Here is a 20,839-nt window from a genome sequence, read left to right as displayed (position 1 = left end):
CCAATCGTCACAAGAACTGGAACGGATTCGTATTGGCGGATGAAACGATTAACTCCGCATCGATTTTCTTCTCTTTAAAACGTCGGGTCAGTTCGCGAACGACCCCTTCTTTCATGACCGATTCCACGTGGTGTCCCGGATCGACGACAGCTACCCCGAGTGCCAGCGCGTCATGCGCCACATGAAAATACAAATCTCCCGTCACAAGTACATCGGCTCCCGCAAAGGCTGCGGCTGATACATATTTATTACCATCTCCGCCAAGCACTGCGACTTTTCGGATGAGGCGCTCCTCATCTCCGACAAAACGAAGATTTTGAACTCCGAAAACTTGCCTTACATGCTCCGCGAATGACCGCAACGTCATTGATTCGGACAACTGACCGATCCGACCTAGCCCAAGCGGGGCAGCTGGTCGTTCCTGCCGGATCAGATCATAAGCGACCTCTTCATATGGATGCGCCTGTTTCATCGCTCGGATGACCTGTTTCTGATTCAATTCCGTCACGATCGTCTCAATCCGGACCTCGGAGACACGTTCTAATTCCCCTGCTTCGCCAATGTAAGGCGTGGCTTCCATTGAAGGACGGAATTGTCCCGTTCCACTGACATGAAACTGACAATCACGATAGTCCCCTTCTTGACCTGCTCCCGCCTCCGCAAGTGCTCTAGAGACGGATTCCACAGCTTCATCCGGTACGAAAACACTTAACTTATATCGCGTATTTTCAAACGTCGGCGCTAGGACCTCGCACGTCTCTAAACCAAGCGCTTCCGCCATCCAGTCATTGACGCCGCCGGGTGTGACGTCCAAATTCGTATGTGCGGCATAAACAGCAATGTCGTGCTGCATGCATTTCATCACGATTCGTCCCGTCGCTGAGCGATCCGTTACATTCGCCAATTTACTGAAAATCGGCGGGTGATGCGCGATGATTAAATCCACTTGCTTCTCAATCGCTTCATCGACGACCGATTCTAGAACATCCAGGGTAACGAGGACACGTTTGACTTCTTTATTCAACGTCCCAATCTGCAAACCAATCGGGTCACCTTCTAGTGCAAATTTTTTCGGAGAGAAGGCTTCAAATTGTTCAATGATGTATTGACCATTCGCCATCAGTTCGTCACCTCTTCCATTTTTCGAATCAACTGTTCCATCGCCTCGATTTTTTCAGATAATCCTTCTGTCGTTTGACCTTGTTTCATCTGTTGCAAAATGTATTCTCGTTTTCGTTTCTCTGTCTGCCATTTCTTGACGAACTCTGGTGCTCGCTCTCGCATCAACTGGGGACCAAAGAACAGTTCCCATTGACGTGTCGATTCCTCTTCTGAATAAAGCGTCTCTTCTCCGCACTCTGCGACAAGAATTTCATAAATCTTTCCGTTTTCTTCAACGATAGCTTCTGATAATAAAGCGTACGAATGTGTAAGTAACCAGTTCCTGATATCTCCTGCATCGACATTCGGTTGTAAGATCAACCGCTCTGCTCCCGATAGACGATCCTTGCCTTCTTCAAGAATCGAAGCGATCAAGGTTCCCCCCATACCAGCAATCGTGATTGCCGTCGCTTCTCCCGGCTGTAAGACGGATAAGCCGCTTCCAAGGCGGACATCAATCAAAGATTCCAGTCCGACGAGCGCCACTTGTCCTTTTGCAGCCTCCATCGGTCCTTCATTGACTTCACCAGCAATCGCACGCTCAATTTTTTTTTGTTGGATACAAAAACACGGAACAAAGGCATGGTCCGATCCGATATCCGCGAGAATGGCTCCCTGGGGAATGTATGAAACGACTTTTTGGAGTCGTTGATCCAATACGACGTTCTTTTGCATGATTTTTTTCATCCTTCCTGTTCTTCCAAAAAACTCTCTCTTAAAAATAGCGGATTTACGCTCAAAAAGAAACTATTGCTCCCAACAAAAAAACATCCATCTCATAAAGAGATAGATGCTTCTGTCGTTATTTCTTAGCAGCTAACCATTTGGCTAAGACTTCTGCTTCTTCGTCGTTCGCAAGACCGCCAGGCATTTGCCCTTTACCGTTCATTGCGATATCTTTGATTTCTTCTTCTTTCAGCTTCGCACCGATTTTTGTTAAATTCGGACCAACGCCGCCTTCTAAGTTTCCACCGTGACATCCTGTGCACCCTTTTGATGCGAACAAGTCTTCTGGCTTCATTTCTGTAGTTGACGGCCCTTTGCGAGCTTCCTTCACCTGATCGACCCCAAAGTAAGACAATGAAATCATAGCGATGATGGCGATAACTGCGATCGCCGCGAACGGTACTAATGGATTACGCATTTGGATTCCCCCCATATTCTATACCCAACCAAGTTGGTGACTGAATGGTATTCCCCGTTACTATTCTACTGTAAAAAAAACAGGGAAGGAAGAAAAAAACGAAACTTTTTTCTTCCTTCCCACTAAAATTTCATATATTCTTCACACTTTGAATTAATCGAGGAAATCTTTCAAACGTTTTGAACGACTCGGATGACGGAGTTTCCGAAGCGCTTTTGCTTCGATTTGACGAATCCGCTCCCGCGTGACGCCGAATACTTTACCGACTTCTTCAAGCGTCCGTGTCCGACCGTCATCGAGTCCGAATCGAAGACGAAGGACGTTCTCTTCACGATCCGTCAGAGTATCAAGGACATCTTCAAGCTGTTCTTTCAAGAGTTCGTATGCAGCAGCATCTTGTGGTGCCGTTGCATCCTGATCCTCGATGAAATCACCGAGATGTGAATCGTCCTCTTCCCCGATCGGCGTCTCTAGAGAAACCGGCTCCTGCGCGATTTTCAGGATTTCACGGACTTTTTCCGGTGTGATTTCCATCTCTTTCGAAATCTCTTCTGGTGATGGTTCGCGTCCGAGATCTTGCAAGAGTTGACGTTGAACACGGATCAGTTTATTGATCGTTTCGACCATATGGACCGGAATCCGGATTGTCCGCGCTTGGTCAGCGATCGCACGTGTGATCGCTTGACGGATCCACCATGTTGCATACGTCGAGAATTTGTATCCCTTCGTATAGTCGAATTTCTCGACCGCCTTGATCAGACCCATGTTGCCTTCTTGAATCAAATCAAGGAACAGCATACCGCGTCCGACATAACGCTTCGCAATCGAAACGACGAGACGTAAGTTCGCTTCAGCCAACCGTTTTTTCGCCTCTTCGTCGTTTTGCTCAATCCGTTTCGCGAGTTCGACTTCGTCTTCTGCATTCAACAGGTCAACGCGACCGATTTCTTTTAGATACATCCGGACAGGATCGTTGATCTTGACGCCAGGAGGAACAGACAGATCGTTTAGATCCGCCTCTTCTTTTTCATCTCCTGTACCATCATTGTTGACCTTGATGCCTTCCGTTTCGAGTAATTGAAGGAACTCTTCGAATTGCTGGGCATCCATCGATTCGAACGAACTCAGTTTATCCTCGATTTTCTGGTGTGACAATTCCCCATTTTTATGTCCGAGCGCGATGAGTTCCTCTTTCGCGAGACGGAGTAATTCAGCTTCTGATCTTGCTTTTTCTGCCATCGAACCATACACTCCTTCCACATCATGCAGCAGGTCACCGATCTTTTAAACGACGCTTTCGTTCAATGATCGCCTGCATCAGCTCCGCTTGGGCACGGATATCTGTTTGTTGATTCAAACGTGACTTTTCTTCTTCAAGCAGCCTGCGCTGCCGCTCATTTTGGACGGCACGAACATAGTGACTGAGCAGATCAGGGTCATATTCAGGCATCAGCATGAATTCTAAATCTGCTACGATTCGTTGCAAGGAAGCATCGTGTAACATCGTCAAGAAACGATCCGGACTTCCTTGTGTATCCGTCCCGTAAAATTCATATAACTTGCCGGCAATCAGTTGATGTGCCGGATCATTGAATTGGACACCCAGTTGTTCGCGCACTTCAAGACAGACTTCTTCCGAGCGAATCATGTAAGCAAGCAAAAAGCGTTCTGCCTTTTTCCAGTTCGCGAACGTTCGGTCAGGTGGTGCTGCGGGTAAAGCCGCTGGGCGATTAGAGACGACTTGCTCTCTTTTCGGCTGTTGAACGGTTGGACGCACTTGTGCGAGCAAGGAGTCTTTCGAAAGTTTAAATTCCTCAGAAAGTTTTCCTACATAAATATCCCGTAACAACGGATTGGATGTTCGACCAATCTCTTCAAGCATAGTTTCAATATATCGAACGCGTTCTCCTTCTAATCGCAAGTTTTTTCCTTGTCGAAAATAAAAAGATTTGAATTCAAGACTTGAAACTCGTTCTTGTTCAATCCAGTGTAAAAAGGTGTCTTCTCCTTGATTCCCAATGAAGGAATCCGGATCTTCGCCATCCGGGAGTCGGATGACGGAACAGTCGACAGCTGCCGCTTCAAGCAATTGCAACGCTTTTAACGTCGCTGCACGCCCTGCCTTGTCTCCGTCATAACAGATGATGACTTCATCGACGATCCGTGCTAGGTTTTGGGCATGAACAGGTGTTAACGCTGTTCCTAAAGAGGCTACCGTATAAGGTATACCCGCTTGAGCGACGCGCACAACATCTAGATTGCCTTCCACAAGAACGACTTGTTTGATTTTACGCATCGCGCCTCTTGCTTGAGCAAATCCGAACAGTAACTCACTTTTATTGAACAAAGGAGTTTCCGCCGTATTGACATACTTCGGATCACGACCGTCAATCGAGCGTCCACTGAATCCGACGATCGTGCCATCACGATCGGAAATCGGGAATACGACTCGACCGTTGAAGCGGTCTCGATAATCGCCATCGCGTCCGATTGAAATCAATCCCGCTTCGACCATCTCATCTAAATCAAATCCGCGTCGTGTCAAGGAATCTACTGTAAAACGATCTTGATCTGGTGCATAACCGAGACGAAATTCACGCATCGCACCTTCACGGATACCGCGATTCTCTAAATAGACGCGTCCCGCGTCGCCTGCTTCCGTCTGGATTAACACCTCATGATACAACTCGGTGACGATTCGGTGTGCTTCGCGCATCCGAAACTTCTTTTCTTGCTCCGGTGTCGATTCCGACTGTTCAAATCGATCAGGTTCCAGTTCCGGAAGTGTGACGTCGTTTCGGTCAGCTAATTTCGAGACGGCTTCCTTGAAACTCATTCCTTCTGTTTCCATGACGAACGTGATGGCATTTCCGCCTGCTCCACATCCGAAACAATAGTACATCCCTTTATCGGGCGAAACAGAAAAGGAAGGTGATTTCTCAGAATGAAACGGGCATAGCCCTGAATATCGATTCCCTTGTTTTTTTAATTCTACACGTTCTGAAATCAATTCGACGATGTCCGTCGCTTGCCGGACCTGATCGACGATTTCATCAGGAATTCGCTTCATTCCGTCCTCTCCCCTTTCCTTGAGAACTTATCCTTACATGACCATACCCGCAATGAAACGGAACGATGACTCGTTCCGTTTCATTAGAAAAAGGGCATTATCTCATTTATCAGCTAAACAAGTATACTATGTTCCTGACCGCTTGACTAGTCATGTGCATTTCCGGAAATACCGGTCAAAATCAAGTTCGCGGTCTCCTCAACTGCTTTGTTCGTCACATCGATGACTTGACACCCGATGCGTTCGTACAGATTGCGAGCATATTCGAGTTCGCGGTTGATCCGATCCATTTGGGCGTATGCCGCTTCTGGCTTCAAACCTAAAGAGCGCAACCGTTCCATCCGAATATCGATTAACTTCTCCGGAGAGATGAGTAATCCAAAACACTTTTCTTTTGGAATATCGAACAACTCTTCCGGTGGGATCGATTCAGGTACGAGTGGCACGTTTGCTACTTTATATCGTTTTAACGCCAAGTACTGCGAAAGAGGTGTCTTCGATGTCCGCGATACACCGATTAGGACGATATCCGCCCGTTTGATCCCTTTTGGATCACGTCCATCGTCATATTTGACAGCAAATTCGACCGCTTCGATTTTTCGGAAATACTCTTCATCCAAGCGATAGATCAATCCGGGTTCTTCCTTCGGCTGCATCTGCAAACGGTCTTCCATCGTATCGAGCAATGGACCCAGTAAGTCGATCGCCTTTACCCCGTGCGCCCGCGCTGTATCGGCAAGCAAACGCCGATGCGTCGCATGGACGATCGTAAAGGCAATCGTCGCTTGTTCTTCCTTAGCGTGGAGAACCAAGTCATAAATGACTTGATCATCATCGACGAATGGAATACGAACCGTTTCGATGGCTTGTTCCGGAAACTGAATAGCAGCTGCACGGACGACGAGTTCACACGTCTCTCCGACAGAATCACTTACGACATAAATCCGTTGACGCATCAGGAACCCTCCTTAAATTTCTTCATCTCGTGCTAAGGCAACCAATACTTTCGTCATGTTCGTCTTCGTCATCCGACCGACGACTTTTAGGACGCCGTCCTCTTCTTCGACGACCGGCATCGAGTCAATCTGTTTTTCGATCAATTTCATGCCGGCACCAATCAATGTCTCCGACTTTTCACAGACGGTCAAATTCGGCATCCGCGTCATGATGATGTTGACGGGTAACGAATCTAGTTCTTGATTACCGATTGCTGCACGCAAAAAGTCTTTGCGCGACAGCACACCGACTAAGGCATGATCCTTACTGACGACGAACAGAGAACCCACATCTTCTAAGAAGAGATGGACGATTGCATCGTACACGGTCATCCCTTCATGAATGACTTTCGCCGACGACATGAATTCACCGACGGTCAGCGTATCTAACTTTTCATGGAGCATGGAAGCATTTTTCTTTCCAACGAACATATAGCCGACGCGCGGACGTGCCTCTAGCATGCCGGTCATTGTCAAAATAGATAAATCGGGTCGTAATGTCGCCCGTGTCAGGGAGAGCGCAGCAGCAATCTGCTCTCCCGTAATCGGACCGTTCTCTTTGACGATTTGGAGTATCTTCTTTTGCCGTTCATTTAACTTCATCGGCTCATCCGTCCTTTTTCTTTACGCTAAAGTAAGTGCATTGAAACGAGCGACCGATTCGATGGCTTGTGCAAATCGTTTCATTTCGCTGAGACGATTCGTCCGGACTGTCTCATCATCCGTCATGATCATCGTCCCGTCAAAGTATGCTGTGATCGACGGAACCGTTGCTTCAAGTGTTGCGAGTGCTCGTTCATAGTCAAGCGTAGCGAGCGCGTGATTGACTTCCGGTAGAGCGCGCTCGATTGCTTCATGTAGAGCACGTTCTGCATCATTTTCAAAGAGCGCTGGATCAACAGGTGTCACAGTCTCTGCTTTTTTCGAGATATTTAAGACACGGCTGAGTTGTTCGACCGTTTTTTTGAATGTTTCTTTTTTCGTAGCTGCTTCTAACATCGTAGCCCGTTTTTCATTCGCTTCGACCGTCAATGTCACGTCAAGAGCAGCATCGATGACATCGTGACGGAAGTTCATCTCCGATAGACGATACTTCAAGCGTTGCGCGAAGAACTCTTGTAATGCCGCTTGAACCTCTTCGGCATCCTTCGCATAAAGACCTGCTGCCACCTGTTCTGAAACGACGAAAGCAATCAGTTCAGTCAATGTCAGATTCAACTTACGATCGGATAAAATCTGAACAATCCCTTGTGCTTGACGACGTAAGGCATACGGATCCGCTGATCCACTCGGAATCATACCGACACCAAAGAATCCAGCGACGCTGTCCATCTTATCGAGAATCGCATAGAGCGTTCCCGTCGGTGTTTCCGGACTTGCATCACCCGCGAAGCGTGGCATGTAATGTTCACGAATCGCAGCCGCGACTTCCGGATCCTCATTCTTCATGTTCGCATATCGCTCACCCATCAGACCCTGTAATTCCGTGAATTCATAGACCATTTGACTGACGAGGTCGAATTTGTAGATCTGACCTGCACGTTCGACGCGTGTTTTGTCCGCACCGACACGGTCGGCAAGGGTGAGTGCCATCTGACGGACACGACGGACTTTTTCACCTGTCGTTCCTAATTTTTCATGGAAGACGATTTTGTCGAGACGTTTCGCCTGCTCATCGATGTCTGCTTTTTTATCTTCTTCGTAGAAGAACTGCGCATCGGCTAAACGGGCACGGATGACTTTTTCATTTCCGCGTGCGACGTTTTCAAGGTGTGTCGCGTTTCCGTTTCGTACCGTCACGAAGTAATGCAACAACGCATTGTCACGTTTGACCGGGAAGTAACGCTGGTGTTCTTTCATCGTCGTGATCAAAACTTCTTCTGGTAACTCAAGATACGCTTCATCGAATGCACCGAATAAGGCTGTCGGATACTCGACGAGGTTCGTGACTTCTTCAAGTAACGAACCATCGATTGGCACTTCGAATTGTTCGCGTGCCGCAAGTGCTTGAATCTGTTCTTCAATCAACTGACGACGTGCTTCATAACTAACGATGACGTTTTCTCCTGCGAGTGCTTCGACATATGCGTTCGGACGCAGGATCGTGATGTCCTGTCCGAGGAACCGATGACCGCGTGATGTCCGACCTGTTTCGACGGATGCGACTTCAAACGGGATGACTTGATCGTCAAGCAGCGCAATCAACCAGCGAATCGGGCGCATGTAACGCAATGATTGTGTGCTCCAACGCATGTTTTTCGGGAATGTCATCGCTTCAACGACTTGTTTTAGTCCAGGAAGTAGATCGGCTGTCGCTTGTCCGACTTCCTTACGTGTCGCATAGAGATATTCGACGCCTTTTTCTTCACCAAGGAAGAGATCGTCCGTCGTTAACCCTTTACCACGCGCGAATCCTTCGGCTGCTTTCGTCCAGTTCCCGTCTTCGTCCATCGCGATCCGTTTTGCTGGTCCTTTTAGCGTCTCTTCGAGGTCACTTTGACGTGCTGCGAGACCTTTGACGTACACTGCAAGACGGCGTGGTGTCGAGAAGGATTCGACACTTGTGAACTCAATCCGTGCTTCTTCGAGGAAACGCGTCACGCGTTCCTTGAGTTGTGTTTCGGATTGAAGGACGAATCGAGCCGGCATCTCTTCTAAACCGATTTCAAGTAATAATTCATTCATGTGACTCACCTGCTTTCGACTTGATCAATGGGAAGCCAAGACGTTCCCGTTCTTCGATGAAACTTTGCGCGCAACGGCGCGACATGTTCCGGACACGATGGATGAATCCTGTACGTTCCGTAACCGAAATCGCACCCTTCGCGTCGAGAAGGTTAAAAGTATGCGAACATTTCAAGATGTAATCATACGCTGGGAAGACGAGATTCTCATCCAAGGCACGATTCGCTTCTTTTTCATATTGATCGAATAACGTAAAGAGTAAGGCGACATCTGATGTTTCAAACGTATACTTCGAATGTTCGAACTCCGGTTGATAGAAGATATCACCGTATTTGAAGCCATCTGTCCAAACGAGATCAAAGACGCTCTCAACGTCTTGGATGTACGAAGCGAGACGCTCGATTCCGTAAGTGATCTCTACTGCGATCGGGTTACACTCGATTCCACCGACTTGTTGGAAGTACGTGAACTGCGTGATTTCCATCCCGTTCAACCATACTTCCCAACCGAGTCCAGCAGCACCGAACGTCGGGTTTTCCCAGTTATCCTCTACGAAACGGATATCGTGTTCGAGTGGGTTGATGCCGAGTAACTCGAGACTTTGTAAGTATAATTCCTGAATGTTGTCAGGTGATGGTTTCATGATGACCTGGAACTGATGATGTTGGTACAGACGGTTCGGGTTTTCTCCGTAACGACCATCTGCCGGACGACGTGATGGTTCTGTATAACAAACGTTCCATGGTTCTGGTCCGAGACTCCGTAAGAACGTCATCGGATTCATCGTACCGGCCCCTTTTTCTACGTCGTATGCTTGCATCGTCAAGCAGCCTTGTTCTGCCCAAAATTTTTGTAATGTCAAGATCATGTCTTGTACTGTCATCTTCACGACTTTCACCTCCGAAATGATTAAGGAACGCAAAAAACGCCCCTATGTACAACAATCGTTGCACATAGGGACGAGACGAGCCCGCGGTTCCACCCTACTTGCATGCAATCGCATGCCACTCTTTTTGACAAAGAACACTCCGAAACGCCGTTCGCGCCCCTCTCACTCCCAGCTCACACCACCCTGGAATCGCTTGATTGAGAAAAAGACGGTACTCCTTTTCGTCATCGTGTTCATTTAGTTGCTTCTTCCGCATTCATTCTACCGAACCCGCTTGTTGCTGTCAATCGTTGCCGAAATCAATCAACTGATCGAGGACGCGTTTGGAACGCAGACGTAACCCGCTGTAGCGTTCCATATAAGCGTCCATGATTTGACGCAGTAGACGCTTCGTTTCCGGCTTCACCGTCACGGTACCGATCCGCGAGAAATCATAGACGGAAAACACATAGAGCATCTTCGCGACTGCTTCTGACATGAAGACCGCATGTTCATCCTCATGACGGTGCCGGCGACACAATAACCCACCATGGTGTAGCGAAAAAGCGAATGGTGCTTCAGCACTCCCGCAAATCGTACAGCCATTCAAGTGTGGCGCGATCCCTAGATGACGCAACAGACGCAACTCGATGATGAAAGAGACGACGTCAGGATCCAGTCCTTCATCCATCGCCTCCAATCCTTCGACGAATAAATCGTACAGTGCCGGTTGCGGCACCCGTTCATCAAGCGCTTTATCTGCAAGCTCCAGTAGATACATCGCATACGCCATCAAGACGACATCTTGCCGGATATGCGCATGACTCGTGATGACGTCTGCCGATTTCAACTGACCGAGACCACGTGACCGTGGATAGATATAGACAGCTCGGACGAAAGGTTGGCTAGCCGCGTTAAAACGACTCCCAGGTTTCTTCGCTCCTCGTGCCATGACGGCGAGCTTGCCGAATTCACGTGTCAGTAGCGTGACGATCTTATTCGATTCACCGTATACGACCGTTCGTAGTACAAGCCCCTCCGCCTTATCGATCATCGCTTAATACTCGTCATCGCGGAAACCGAGTTCACGCAATTGACCGGCCTTATTGCGCCAATCCTTTTGGACTTTGACCCACAAGTTGAGGTAAACTTTCGTTCCGAGTAACATCTCGATGTCCGTTCGTGCTTCAGAGCCGATTTCCTTCAACAATGCTCCGCGTTTCCCGATGATGATTCCTTTTTGCGAATCCCGCTCGATTAAGATCGTCGCATGGACATCGACCATGTTGCCGTTCTCGCGCGTCTTGATTTGGTCAATCGCGACCGCGATCGAGTGCGGCACTTCATCGCGTGTCTTTTGTAAGACTTTCTCGCGGATCATCTCCGAGATGATGAAGCGTTCCGGGTGATCGGTCACTTGATCCGCCGGGTAATACATCGGTCCTTCCGGTAGGATCTTCGCGATTTCGTCGAGCAATGGTCCGACATTGTTCCCCTGTAACGCAGAAATCGGAACGACTGCCGCGAACTCGAGTTCATTTTTGTACGACTCGATGATTGGCGGAATATCATTCGGATGAATCAAGTCGACCTTATTCATGACGAGAATGATTGGTGTATCAAGTTCTTTCAATTTTTCAATGATGAAGTCGTCACCTTTTCCTTTTGGTTCCGTCACGTTGACCATGAACAAAATCGCATCGACTTCACGCAAAGCGTTCGTCGCGACCTTCATCATGAAATCGCCGAGTTTATGCTTGGGTTTATGAATCCCTGGTGTATCGATGAAGATCGTCTGAACATCTTCGGTCGTATAAACACCTTGAATCTTGTTTCGCGTCGTTTGTGGTTTATCGGACATGATGGCAATCTTTTGTCCGATGACACGGTTGAGGAATGTCGATTTTCCGACGTTCGGGCGTCCGATGATCGAGACAAAGCCCGATTTGAATCCTTCTTTAAACATGTAAATCCCCTTTCGTGAATGCTCCTGGCAACAAGGCACCCACTGTTGTTTCAGTGACGTCTCCTTTAAGATTCGTCAAATAGATCGGCATATCCGCGTCACACATCTCTGATAATACTTGGCGGCATTGCCCGCATGGTGCGACCGGTCCTTCTGTGTCGGCAACGACAGCCATCGCTGCGTAATCACGCGCATCTTGTGCCCAAGCTGAGAAAATCGCTGTCCGCTCTGCACAGTTACAAAGACCATAGGCAGCGTTTTCAATGTTACAGCCGTGGAAGACCTGTCCGTCTTTCGTTAAGAGAGCAGCACCGACTTGAAATTTCGAATATGGAACATACGCTTTTTCGCGTGCACGTTTTGCTTGTTCGAGTAATTGTTCTGTTTTCATGTTCATTTTCCCCTTTTTAGGAACGGTATTGGCCAAAAAGGCCGGATTCTTATTGTACCAAATATGGGATGAAGATGCATAGTGCAATTACGATAGATGTAAGCGCCAACACAAGGACGGCCCCACTCGCGATGTCTTTGGCCGCCTTTGCAAGCGGATGCCATTCTTGCGTCACGAGATCCACCGTTCGTTCAAACGCCGTGTTGAACATTTCGGCACTGATGACGATCCCGATCGTTAGGCAGAGTATGGCCCGTTCGCTAGCCGTCAATGGTAACAAAAAGGCGATAAGTAACACGATGCCACCGATCGCCAAATGAACTTTCATGTGACGTTCCTCTCGAATCGATTGGCGCAGACCGTTCATGGCATGCTGAAACGGTTGCCACCAACTCTTCACAATGTGCCCCGGAACAACTCGAAGTGATGCAGGATTTCCTCCTGCCGCTTCGTCATGACTTCCTCGTCCGCCTTTTCAATGTGATCGTACCCGAGCAAATGCAGGAAACCATGAACAGCAAGGAAACCGAGCTCTCGCTCAAAATGATTGCCGTATTCAGCTGCCTGCTCGCGGCACCGTTCGACGGAGATGATCAAGTCACCAAGGACGACCGGTTCATCTTCAAGCAATCCAAAGTCGATTTCGTCTTCTCCGAGTTCTTCCATGGCAAAAGAAATCACGTCTGTCGCTTGATCTTTCCCACGCCACTCACGGTTGATTTCTTGAATCTCATCGTTTGAGACGAATGTCACGGATAACTCGCTGTTCGGATCAACCTCTTCTTGTTCCGCCGTATAGATCAAAATCGATTCGACAAGTTGTTGCTGTTCTTCCGTTAGACGATTGTTTTCGTCTGTCATGTAAATGTTCATGTCGTTGCCTCTTTCTTTAATTCTGGATACTCGATTCGTTCATGGAACAAACCGGATAACGTATGACACGCACTTTCTCCGACACGGTAAATCTCACGCGTCGTGATGTCGCATTCCGAAAATTGATCATCCATCATCTTTTCACGAATGATTTTCGCGACCAAGTCCCGAATTCCTTCTTCCGATGGAGCTTTCATTGAACGGACTGCCGCTTCAATCGAGTCGACGATCATGATCACCGCTGCTTCGCGTGTCTGCGGCTTCGGTCCCGTATACCGGAACGTCTCTTCATCGACTTCCCCTTGTTCTGCTGCCTTGACATAAAAATAACGGAGTAGCGACGTACCATGGTGCTGGCGGCAAATGTCGATGATCGCTGCCGGCAGTTTCGAAGCTTCAAGCAGTTCAACCCCATCCTCCGTATGCGCTAAGATGACGCGTGCCGACTCTTCTGGTGTCAGACGATCGTGCGGATTACGCCCATGTTGATTTTCGATGAAATAGAGCGGTCGACGTGTTTTTCCTAAATCATGATAATAAGCGCCTACTCGCGCAAGCAAGCCGTCTGCTCCAATTGCTTCACAGGCAGTCTCCGCTAGATTCGCGACCATCATACTGTGATGGTACGTTCCAGGCGCTTCGACGAGAAGTTTTTTCAACAGCGGATGTGTCGGATTCAATAACTCGAGTAGACGTGTTGGTGCCAAAATACCGAATGTCATCTCTAGGAATGGTAATAATCCAATCGCGAGAATCGCACTTAAAATACCGCTCGCTACCGTGAACCCGATTAAAATCAGGGTTTCCCGTAACTCAAACGTTCCGCTTCGCAATAAAACGAACGCGAAGAAAATCGCGATATTGGCAGCGGCAATCGAGATGCTGCTCATGAAAATACGGCGCCGCGACAGACTGGATTGTAAAAAGAATGTCGCCACCAATCCACCGACTAATAAGTAAATCGCAATATTAAAGGTGAAATTCTGATTCGTGCTGTAAAAAAATGTTCCAGCAAGTGCCGTAAAAAGCGCACTCGATAACGCGATTCGCTCATTCAAGAGATTTCGTAATACGAGTGCCGCAAAAGCGGTAGGTGTAAGCAGGTACAGTGCTGGATTGATATCACCAGCTAAAAATGCCATCCCATATGTGACAAGTAACTGAAGACTAATGACGAGGTAGACGAGGCCAAATAACCGAATCCGTCCCATCTGAGCATATCGTAGCTTGGAACGATGGATGAATCCGAATAAAAAGGCAGTCATCAATGCACTAATCAGCATCGCACCTAATAACGGTTTGAGTGATTGCCGGTCAGAAATCAAGCCGACGAGTTGCAACTGCCGATAGGCATCTGGTGAGATGACTTCCCCGCGCTTGACGATCACCTCGCCTTCAGAAATGATGACGGGTTCGACTTTATCACTCGTCTGTTTGCGCAGTTGCTCCGTCTTTTCGGGATCGTAGACGTAATTCGTTACGATTAATTGATCCGTCAGTGTTTTGGCAACCGCTTTAAGCGAGAATGACAGGGGCGAGCGTTCGATATCAATGCGGGCATTTTCACGCGCTTCCGCCACTTCCCCACCATCAGACGAAATGCGTTGACGCATCGCCTCTTCGATTGCCGTAATGACGACGTCTCGTGTCGTATCCCGTGATGATTTCGTCGAAGTCGCAAGCAGACGCAATTCCTCGTCCTTAAGTAACGCCGCTGCTTCTGTTCCGCGAAGGCGTTGCTTGATTTTACTGACTTCATCCGCCTTTTTGATACCCGACAAGCTTGCAAACAATTGTTCTGCTTTATCGATTTGTTGTACCGCATACTCCTGTTTAATCGTATACTGACTCTCGATTGCGGCAATCGAGTTTTCTTTGATTTGATTCGTCGCCGTCCGGTCTTCTATCGTCAGCGGAGACCGGATATCTTCTTCTGCAATCGAGAATGGCTCTGCAGACAAGGCTTCCGGTCGGACACTGATGTACATCATCGTCGTGACGACGAGATAGAACAGTACCGTCAGGAGACCGATCCAGATTTTAACCTTGCGCATGTCATCTCCCCCTTTTTCCTTTATTCCCGTAACGGCTTATGTCAATTCTTGACTGTAAGCATCAACGATTTTCCGGACAAGTGGGTGACGAACGACATCAGCTGAACCGAAGTGTTCGAAATGAATGCCTTTGACATTCCCAAGCAAATGTAGTGCTTCCTGAAGACCAGATGTTTTCCCACGCGGTAAGTCGACCTGTGTCAAATCACCTGTGACAATCATCTTCGAATGAAATCCAAGACGCGTCAAGAACATCTTCATCTGTTCCCGTGTCGTATTTTGCGCTTCATCCAAAATGACGAAGGCATGCTCAAGCGTTCGTCCCCGCATGTAGGCAAGCGGTGCAATCTCGATGACTCCCCGTTCAAGTAGTCGAGCCGTATGTTCGACTCCAAGTACATCGTGCAAAGCATCGTATAAGGGACGAAGATATGGATCCACCTTTTCTTTTAGATCGCCAGGAAGAAAACCGAGATTCTCTCCCGCCTCAACTGCCGGACGTGTCAGGACAAGCCGTTTGACATATCCTTCTTTTAGCGCTTTAGCTGCCATAACGACTGCAAGATACGTTTTACCGGTTCCTGCAGGTCCGATCCCGAATGTTAAATCGCAACGATCAATCCCTCGGACATATCGTGCTTGACCGAGCGTTTTCGCGCGAAGCGGTTTTCCTTTATGATTCGTATGGATGACCGTATCATAAAGTTCTAGAAGTTCATCCACACGATCTTGACGAGCAAGTTGGATCGCACTTGTCGCATCACGCTCCGTCAAAACTGCTCCCCGATTGACGAGTTGTTTCAGGACACCAACGACTTGTCCTGCTAAAATCACAGACTGCTCCTGTTCGGACTGTGCCAACAGTTCATCGCCGCGATGCGTGAGTTGGACTTCAAGTTCTGCTTCCATCGTACGTAAGACAGCGTCGTTCGGACCTACGAATGCTTGAATCTGTTCTGAATTCGAAAATGCAAATGGGATTCTTTCATTGAATATCACGTTGTGAGTGGCCTCCTAGTCATGGATAACATGTTGTCATCGCCTCATATCTAATCTCTTTCACTTTAGCACTTCCGTCGAAAAGATGGAAAGAAAAACCCGTTTCCACCATTTAGGAAATAAAAAGAGCCGATTCCACTCCGGATAGAGGGATCGGCTCCTAACCTAGACATTACCGTTTTCGCTTTGAAACAGGCGCACCTAGCACTTCACTCCAAATGATGGCACGTCGCATTTCATCTTGTGATAGCGTCGTTGCTGAAGCCGAACGACCGGAAGTCCCGATAGCACCATCTGCTATGCTACCTTGGATTTCTCCGATCGTTGAACCCGGCATCTCTTTTTTCGAGCGTTTTTGTTGACGTTGTTCCAATTGTTTTTGCAAATCTGTCCGTTCGTGGACTGGTCGTGCCTTCGTTTGGGTGACGCCAGGCTGCTTCTTCGCAGGTGTTTTTTTCCGGACGACAGGTGGAGGTACCGTATCTTGCCTTGCAGTATCCACTTGTTCGACCATCTGCTTCACATACTCCCCGAACTCTTTGGAAGGAGTCCGGTTCGTCTGCTTCGGTTTTTTATCCGCTGCTTTTGAGATGACGGAGATGACACCAAAGGCAATCATCAATCCGACCCAAATGATATCCATACCGTCTCACCCTTTACTGGGAGTCATGTGGTGACGATTGTCCACCAATCGCTTGACGCATCTTCGTATCCGCCGTCACGTTCAAGTAGTTCGCATAATCCATGACACCGAAGTTTCCATCACGCATGGCTTCAGCAATGGCAAGTGGAACTTCCGCTTCTGCTGCGACTACCTTCGCACGCATCTCTTCAACACGTGATTTCATTTCTTGTTCGCTTGCAATTGCCATCGCACGTCGTTCTTCCGCTTTCGCTTGCGCGATGTTCTTATCCGCTTCTGCTTGATCGGTTTGAAGAACCGCACCGATATTCTTACCGATATCAATATCCGCGATATCAATCGAGAGGATTTCAAATGCTGTACCGGAATCTAGCCCTTTTGCAAGGACCGTACGTGAGATCATTTCTGGATTCTCAAGTACTTCCTTCTGATCATTACACGAACCGATCGTCGAGATGACACCCTCACCGACACGGGCAATGACTGTTTCTTCACCAGCACCACCGACGAGGCGGTCGATATTGGCACGAACCGTAATCCGGGCTTTCGCTTTCACTTCGATCCCGTTCATTGCCACACCGGCAATGAATGGTGTTTCGATGACTTTCGGGTTAACCGACATTTGAACCGCTTCTAGCACGTTACGACCAGCCAAATCAATCGCGGCTGCGCGTTCGAAACTGAGTTCGATATTCGCACGATGCGCCGCAATCAAGGCGTTGACGACACGGTCGACATTACCACCGGCGAGGAAGTGGCTTTCCAGTTGGTTCGTATTCAAGTTCAATCCCGCTTTAACTGCCTTAATCAATGGATTGACGATTTTAGAGGGTGTGACACGACGTAGCCGCATCCCGACTAATGTAAAAATCGAAACACGTACGCCGGCTGCAAGTGAACTGATCCATAATGGAATCGGAACGAGCGTGAAGAATATGGCGAGGAAGATTAATATTCCTCCCGATATGAGTAGTACGGTCAATAATTCAGGTGTCATGTGTGGGACTCCTCCTTCGTATGTTGGACTCTAACGATGACGCGTCCGTGCGTCACTTCTTTTACGACGACCTTTTCACCCGCTTGAATGAAGGTCCCCTCGGTAACCGCATCAATTCGATTCCCGTCGATTTCGATCGTTCCTGACGGACGAAGCGGTGTCAAACTGATTCCTTCTTCTCCTAGTAGCTGGACTTTCTCCTGATGCGAGAGATACCCTTTCTCAGAAGAGGTGGAGTCCGTCAAAATCAATCCTCTCCAAAGTAGTGATTGATTCGATTTGATTCTGCGGTATGCCCAGTACCCTGCTGCAAGTGATAGAAATACAGCAAGACCGATTGCTATTCCGACTTGCCCGACCGTCGCGCCTGCCATGATCAGACTCGCAAGAACCGCACCGATTCCAAGAACGCCGAAGATCCCGAATCCTGTAACGAATATTTCGACAAGTAACATGAGGACCCCAATCATGAAGACCGTCAAAATCATCCCTAAGCTAAACGTCATTGCGTACGTTCACCCCTTTTCATCCGTGTCAGAAGCTACTTCTTTTGCACTTTTGTTCGTTACTATAATTATATACGCTTTCAATAAAAAAAGGTTTCATGACTATTCTGAATTCATCAAGAAACTTTAATAATGTGACATGAACGACAAAAAAGGTGCCCCGAGGGACACCTTTTTCTGTATTAAGCGAGACGTTGTTTAACGAGTCGATTAATCAAGGCACCGTCCGCCTTGCCTTTAAGCTGCGGCATGACGACACCCATTACTTTCCCCATATCCGAAGGAGCAGAGGCACCCGTCTGCGCAATAGCTGCGTCGACGATTTCCTGAACTTCTTCTTCGGAAAGCTGTTTTGGCATATAAGCTTCGAGCACGACAATCTCTGCTTGAATTTTCTCGACGAGATCGTGACGACCAGCGCTTTCGAATTCTCGGAGGGAGTCGTTGCGCTGCTTCATTTCACGTGAAAGAATCGTTAATTCTTCCTCGTCCGTCAATTCTTGCTTACCGAGTTTGATCGTTTCATTTTGCAGCGATGATTTCACCATCCGAATCGTCGTAAGACGATCTTTTTCACGTAGACGCATGGCTTCTTTCATATCCGCTGTCAAACGCTCCTGAAGACTCATGAGGATACACCCTCTCTAACGTTAGAACTTCTTACGCTTACGCGCAGCCTCCGATTTAAGCTTACGTTTTACACTTGGCTTTTCGTAGTGTTTACGTTTACGAACTTCAGCAAGCGTACCATCTTTTGAAACACCACGTTTGAAGCGACGAAGTGCGTCTTCAAGTGATTCATTTTTACGTACACGAGTTTCCACTAGTTTTCCCTCCCTCCGATATTACCGACTAAAGGAAACGTGTCAGACACGTCATACAACATTATAGTAGGAATATACAATTTGGTCAACAGTTGATTCAGGCGACTTTTATGTACCCTACGCTGTTCCTTTTTGTTCTTATCTATCCTCTCATGCTTGCCCGGGTTTGACAACAAAATCCGATCATTCCTGCATCAAAATTCAGAAACTTTTTTGTAAGCGTTATCAATAATTTTTTAAAATGTTTTGTCAAAAGGGGGAGTATTGTGTCAAAATATAGACAATTATCAAATAAAGGAGTGTGACATCATTTATGAAAGAAGCAAAGCGCATCATTTTGGGACTGATCCTGGGACTGATCCTCGGTATCATCCTCGCTTCCCTACCGGATAAGTCGATTTATGAGGGACTGAATAAATATGCTTTACAACCGATCGGGACGATATTCCTGAACTTAATTAAAATGCTCGTCGTACCAATCGTCTTCTTCTCGATTACGCTTGGAGTCATGGGACTCGGCAATCCGAAGGAACTGGGGCGTGTCGGCGGAAAGGCAATCGGCTACTTCATGACGACAACGGCTGTCGCAATCGTCATCGCACTTGGTTTATCGTTACTCATCAAGCCAGGTACACTGGGTACGTTTGCTACAAATGACCTAAAATATGATAGTGGAAGTCTTCCCGATACGAGCCTGATCAACACGATCGTCGGAATGTTCCCGACGAACCCGATCACCTCAATGGCGGAAGGTAACATGCTTCAAATCATCGTCTTCAGTGTGTTCGTCGGTTTCGGAATCACGTTCCTCGGTAAAAAAGTCTCGACATTACGGTCTTTCGTCGAACAAGGAAACGAACTGATGACGTACTTGATCACACTCGTCATGAAAATGGCACCGCTTGGAGCATTCGCTTTAATCGCTTCAGCAGTCGGTTCGCAAGGATGGTCTTCAATTAAAGCCATGTTCTTCTATATGCTCGTCGTCGTTTTATCCCTGATCGTTCATTCCCTGTTGACGTACGGTTCGACCGTCTCACTGCTCGGAAAAATGAATCCGTTCTTCTTCTTCAAGAAGTTTGCACCTGTCATGCTGTTTGCGTTCTCGACATCGTCGTCAAACGCAACACTGCCTGTGTCGATGCAAACGGCTCAAAAAGAACTGAAGGTTCCACGCTCCGTCTCCAGTTTCGTCCAGCCGCTCGGGGCGACGATCAATATGGACGGGACAGCGATCATGCAAGGGGTTGCGACCGTCTTCATCGCACAAGTCTATGCGGTTGATTTATCACCCGGTCAACTCGCGACCGTCGTCCTGACTGCCGTCCTTGCATCTATCGGGACAGCTGGTGTTCCGGGTGTCGGTCTCGTCATGCTGACGATGGTACTTCAATCGGTCAATCTACCGGTCGAGGGTATCGCCTTGATCATCGGTGTCGACCGTCTGCTTGATATGATGCGGACGGCTGTTAACATCACAGGCGATGCTGCCTGCGCCGTCATCGTCGCAAAATCGGAAGAAGGTAACATCAAGGAAGAAGAGGAAAGTGACGAACGTTACGCTTAACCTACTCTTCATGTAGAACAAAGAGGCTGGGACATAACTCAGTTTCATAAACGAAAGGCCCTCGAAACGTGTAGTCGTTTCGAGGGCCTTGTTCTA

At 48.0% G+C, this 20,839-nt stretch carries 22 protein-coding genes; 1 reads left to right on the top strand and 21 read right to left on the bottom strand.

All coding sequences use genetic code 11. The features are described 5' to 3' along the window. Positions 1 to 7 precede the first annotated feature (7 nt). The 21 genes from ACRPK8_RS14880 to rpsU form a co-directional block, all read right to left on the bottom strand. Positions 8 to 1,120: a Nif3-like dinuclear metal center hexameric protein gene (locus ACRPK8_RS14880; protein WP_432238851.1), complete on the bottom strand. Its 1,113-nt coding sequence runs from the start codon at positions 1,118 to 1,120 to the stop codon at positions 8 to 10. Further along, complete coding sequence (locus ACRPK8_RS14875; RefSeq protein WP_432238850.1) at positions 1,120 to 1,836, bottom strand: tRNA (adenine(22)-N(1))-methyltransferase; 717 nt, start codon at positions 1,834 to 1,836, stop codon at positions 1,120 to 1,122. The genes ACRPK8_RS14880 and ACRPK8_RS14875 overlap by 1 nt, the downstream gene beginning before the upstream one ends. 127 nt (positions 1,837 to 1,963) lie before the next feature. Further along, positions 1,964 to 2,305: a cytochrome c550 gene (gene cccA / locus ACRPK8_RS14870; protein ID WP_432238849.1), complete on the bottom strand. Its 342-nt coding sequence runs from the start codon at positions 2,303 to 2,305 to the stop codon at positions 1,964 to 1,966. Between the two features lie 153 nt (positions 2,306 to 2,458). Further along, positions 2,459 to 3,544: an RNA polymerase sigma factor RpoD gene (gene rpoD, locus ACRPK8_RS14865; RefSeq protein ID WP_023467512.1), complete on the bottom strand. Its 1,086-nt coding sequence runs from the start codon at positions 3,542 to 3,544 to the stop codon at positions 2,459 to 2,461. 34 nt (positions 3,545 to 3,578) lie between these two features. Further along, the gene (gene dnaG, locus ACRPK8_RS14860) at positions 3,579 to 5,375 is read right to left on the bottom strand and encodes a DNA primase (RefSeq protein WP_432238848.1); all 1,797 of its coding nucleotides are present in this window, start codon (positions 5,373 to 5,375) and stop codon (positions 3,579 to 3,581) included. Positions 5,376 to 5,521: 146 nt separating this feature from the next. Beyond that, positions 5,522 to 6,331, bottom strand: a complete 810-nt coding sequence (locus ACRPK8_RS14855) for a pyruvate, water dikinase regulatory protein (protein WP_432238847.1) — start codon at positions 6,329 to 6,331, stop codon at positions 5,522 to 5,524. A 12-nt stretch (positions 6,332 to 6,343) separates the two neighbouring features. Beyond that, positions 6,344 to 6,973, bottom strand: a complete 630-nt coding sequence (locus ACRPK8_RS14850) for a helix-turn-helix transcriptional regulator (protein ID WP_432238846.1) — start codon at positions 6,971 to 6,973, stop codon at positions 6,344 to 6,346. 21 nt (positions 6,974 to 6,994) lie between these two features. After that, the gene (gene glyS, locus ACRPK8_RS14845; RefSeq protein ID WP_432238845.1) at positions 6,995 to 9,055 is read right to left on the bottom strand and encodes a glycine--tRNA ligase subunit beta; all 2,061 of its coding nucleotides are present in this window, start codon (positions 9,053 to 9,055) and stop codon (positions 6,995 to 6,997) included. Next, positions 9,048 to 9,938, bottom strand: a complete 891-nt coding sequence (glyQ, locus tag ACRPK8_RS14840; protein WP_432238860.1) for a glycine--tRNA ligase subunit alpha — start codon at positions 9,936 to 9,938, stop codon at positions 9,048 to 9,050. Before glyQ ends, glyS begins: the two co-directional genes overlap by 8 nt. A 289-nt stretch (positions 9,939 to 10,227) precedes the next feature. Next, positions 10,228 to 10,977, bottom strand: a complete 750-nt coding sequence (gene recO, locus ACRPK8_RS14835) for a DNA repair protein RecO (protein ID WP_432238844.1) — start codon at positions 10,975 to 10,977, stop codon at positions 10,228 to 10,230. 3 nt (positions 10,978 to 10,980) lie between these two features. Continuing rightward, positions 10,981 to 11,889 (bottom strand): GTPase Era, encoded by a 909-nt coding sequence (gene era / locus ACRPK8_RS14830; RefSeq protein WP_432238843.1) that lies wholly within the window; start codon positions 11,887 to 11,889, stop codon positions 10,981 to 10,983. Beyond that, complete coding sequence (locus ACRPK8_RS14825; RefSeq protein ID WP_432238842.1) at positions 11,882 to 12,280, bottom strand: cytidine deaminase; 399 nt, start codon at positions 12,278 to 12,280, stop codon at positions 11,882 to 11,884. The genes era and ACRPK8_RS14825 overlap by 8 nt, the downstream gene beginning before the upstream one ends. A gap of 49 nt (positions 12,281 to 12,329) precedes the next feature. Beyond that, positions 12,330 to 12,680, bottom strand: a complete 351-nt coding sequence (locus tag ACRPK8_RS14820) for a diacylglycerol kinase family protein (RefSeq protein WP_432238841.1) — start codon at positions 12,678 to 12,680, stop codon at positions 12,330 to 12,332. Next, positions 12,677 to 13,153 (bottom strand): rRNA maturation RNase YbeY, encoded by a 477-nt coding sequence (ybeY, locus tag ACRPK8_RS14815; protein WP_432238840.1) that lies wholly within the window; start codon positions 13,151 to 13,153, stop codon positions 12,677 to 12,679. The genes ACRPK8_RS14820 and ybeY overlap by 4 nt, the downstream gene beginning before the upstream one ends. Then, complete coding sequence (locus ACRPK8_RS14810; RefSeq protein WP_432238839.1) at positions 13,150 to 15,207, bottom strand: HD family phosphohydrolase; 2,058 nt, start codon at positions 15,205 to 15,207, stop codon at positions 13,150 to 13,152. The genes ybeY and ACRPK8_RS14810 overlap by 4 nt, the downstream gene beginning before the upstream one ends. A 36-nt stretch (positions 15,208 to 15,243) precedes the next feature. Continuing rightward, positions 15,244 to 16,206 (bottom strand): PhoH family protein, encoded by a 963-nt coding sequence (locus tag ACRPK8_RS14805; protein ID WP_432238838.1) that lies wholly within the window; start codon positions 16,204 to 16,206, stop codon positions 15,244 to 15,246. Between the two features lie 172 nt (positions 16,207 to 16,378). Next, positions 16,379 to 16,849 carry a hypothetical protein gene (locus ACRPK8_RS14800; protein WP_432238837.1) on the bottom strand — a complete coding sequence of 157 codons (471 nt, stop codon included), beginning with the start codon at positions 16,847 to 16,849 and terminating at the stop codon, positions 16,379 to 16,381. A gap of 13 nt (positions 16,850 to 16,862) precedes the next feature. Continuing rightward, entirely contained in the window at positions 16,863 to 17,846 is a 984-nt protein-coding gene (floA, locus tag ACRPK8_RS14795; RefSeq protein WP_035409222.1) for a flotillin-like protein FloA, read from the bottom strand. Next, entirely contained in the window at positions 17,843 to 18,352 is a 510-nt protein-coding gene (locus ACRPK8_RS14790) for an NfeD family protein (protein ID WP_432238836.1), read from the bottom strand. The genes floA and ACRPK8_RS14790 overlap by 4 nt, the downstream gene beginning before the upstream one ends. Before the next feature lie 182 nt (positions 18,353 to 18,534). Then, positions 18,535 to 18,981, bottom strand: coding sequence for a GatB/YqeY domain-containing protein (locus ACRPK8_RS14785; protein WP_432238835.1), 447 nt, complete (start codon positions 18,979 to 18,981; stop codon positions 18,535 to 18,537). Between the two features lie 21 nt (positions 18,982 to 19,002). Beyond that, complete coding sequence (rpsU, locus tag ACRPK8_RS14780; RefSeq protein WP_012369719.1) at positions 19,003 to 19,176, bottom strand: 30S ribosomal protein S21; 174 nt, start codon at positions 19,174 to 19,176, stop codon at positions 19,003 to 19,005. Between the two features lie 313 nt (positions 19,177 to 19,489). Between rpsU and ACRPK8_RS14775 the strand changes: the two genes are divergently transcribed. Then, positions 19,490 to 20,743: a dicarboxylate/amino acid:cation symporter gene (locus ACRPK8_RS14775; protein ID WP_432238834.1), complete on the top strand. Its 1,254-nt coding sequence runs from the start codon at positions 19,490 to 19,492 to the stop codon at positions 20,741 to 20,743. The last annotated feature ends 96 nt before the right edge of the window (positions 20,744 to 20,839 follow it).

Origin of the sequence: Exiguobacterium sp. TDN 0502, from assembly GCF_050846835.1 — a bacterium.
Taxonomy (GTDB): Bacteria; Bacillota; Bacilli; order Exiguobacteriales; family Exiguobacteriaceae; genus Exiguobacterium_A.
Note: the sequence above shows the minus strand (reverse complement) of the source record. Positions and strands in the feature narration are given on the sequence as shown.